This window comes from Holospora elegans E1 (genome assembly GCF_000648275.1).
Taxonomy (GTDB): domain Bacteria; phylum Pseudomonadota; class Alphaproteobacteria; order Holosporales; family Holosporaceae; genus Holospora; species Holospora undulata_A.
This window is the reverse complement of record NZ_BAUP01000123.1, coordinates 1-1,710: the sequence shown is the minus strand read 5'-3', so window position 1 is coordinate 1,710 and position 1,710 is coordinate 1. Positions and strand designations below refer to the sequence as shown.

2 protein-coding genes are annotated in these 1,710 nt (G+C 31.9%); both read right to left on the bottom strand.

Going from position 1 to position 1,710, the window contains the following annotated elements:
• Positions 1-258 precede the first annotated feature (258 nt).
• Entirely contained in the window at positions 259-393 is a 135-nt protein-coding gene (locus tag HE1_RS10020) for a hypothetical protein (protein WP_278243396.1), read from the bottom strand.
• 265 nt (positions 394-658) lie between these two features.
• A complete protein-coding gene (locus HE1_RS04900) occupies positions 659-1,327 on the bottom strand; it encodes a leucine-rich repeat domain-containing protein (protein WP_035545379.1) in 669 nt (222 codons plus the stop codon).
• Between the last annotated feature and the right edge of the window lie 383 nt (positions 1,328-1,710).

Here is a 1,710-nt window from a genome sequence, read left to right as displayed (position 1 = left end):
TGTTGTCATCACCGTTGAATAAACGCTTCCTGCTTGGCTGCCTTTTCTAGCCGTGCCTCTGGCTTTTTAAATGAAAAATTATGGGCGTGCAACGTCTTGCCTTGAATCGTCTACGCAACGTCTCAAGAACATAAGCGCAGGTGTCTCTCACTTTCATGTACGTGGTGGCTTTCCAAATGTGCGATAAGTTCCACTGTTTGTGAAGTATTTAGCTTGCTTACAGACCCCTCGCTTTACACCATTAATTTTTGATCTTCCTTATACTCCTCTACGATCGTCAATCAAAAGAGCCTTAGCAATTTGACGAGCTCCACCCTGATAACAAAACTGCCGTAATCCTATCTGCTGCGTTCTTAACGCCGCACGAGCTTCTTCTTTCAGAAATCTTTGCATAAGAAACATTATTAAACTTGTAAACAATTTCATTCAGCATGAGTATACAACTTTATTAACGACTTATTTTAATTTTACTTGCCTTGATCTCTTTTATGTAGCTATATTTTTCATCCTTAACGTTTTCTTAAAAATTTCAAATCGAACTCTATTTCTTTGGAATAAAAACCTAAGTAATTTAGAACGTCTACCATGACTCTTTCTGTTAGGAACAGGATTTGTGGATCCGTTCTAAAGAATTTTTTAAGATTATCTAAAATAAGGATTACTCTTTGTTAGAAAATACTGCTTTTTCTTGGAAAGTAATATAAACCCAGTTATTTTCGTTTATTGTTCTTAATATGACAATTTTTTTAAGTAAAGGAAACTGTTTTTTTAATTTTTCAGCATCTTCTAAACTGACAGATAGCCCCTCATTTCTGCAAAAATTAATTTCTTCCAGCAAAGGTGCAGAAAAAGAAAGCAAAGGTGTAATGTCTTTGATATCGCAACAAGCCAAGGATAGTTTTTTTAGTTTTGGAAAAGAAAGGTGTTTGAATACAGAAATATCCTGAATGCCATTTTTTGAAAAGTCAAGTTCCTCTAAAGAAGGTAAAGATATCTTTTTTAAAGGGGAAAGATTTTTAAGACTAGAACAGAATACAGAAAAAAATTTTACATTAGGAAATTTAGCGCCCACAAGATTTTCCAATTGAAACTTTGGATGAACATCAGAAAACATGTAAGAAAATTGAAGGGATTCAACCTTATTAAAATCAATTTTTTTAAGATTTTCCGGGTCCTGAATGTCTGTTTTTATTTCTATAGATCGGACATGATCAGGAATCTTTTTTCCTAAAAGCGTTATTTTTTTTAGTCCCTTACCCCAGACATCTTCTCCGTAATAATCTTCCGTATATTCTTTATTACAGTAAAATTTAAATCTTTTTACCAAAGGTTTTTTATCTGAACTGTAAAAAATTGAATTTTTTTTGAGAAAAATTAGAAGAAAATAAAATTTGGCTCCCTACCAAAAATGAGATAATAAGAATTTTAAACATATTAAAAGTTTTAAACACATTTTTTTATTATAGAAAAATTTAACTAAAAAATAAATAGTTGATATTTAATTTTCTAAATTTTATCACACGCTTCATCAATAGATTATTTATCAAAATTTTAAGGAAGACTTTTAACCAAAGATAGCGTGATTAATTTTCAAAGTTTTATTAACATGAAGTACCGTAAAAACAAGCACTGTTCCCTTCAGCATTTCAAGAGATCGCGTGTTTGCAAGGGGGGCGATGAAATCTTGCAAACCAATGGCGGTATGGAGCG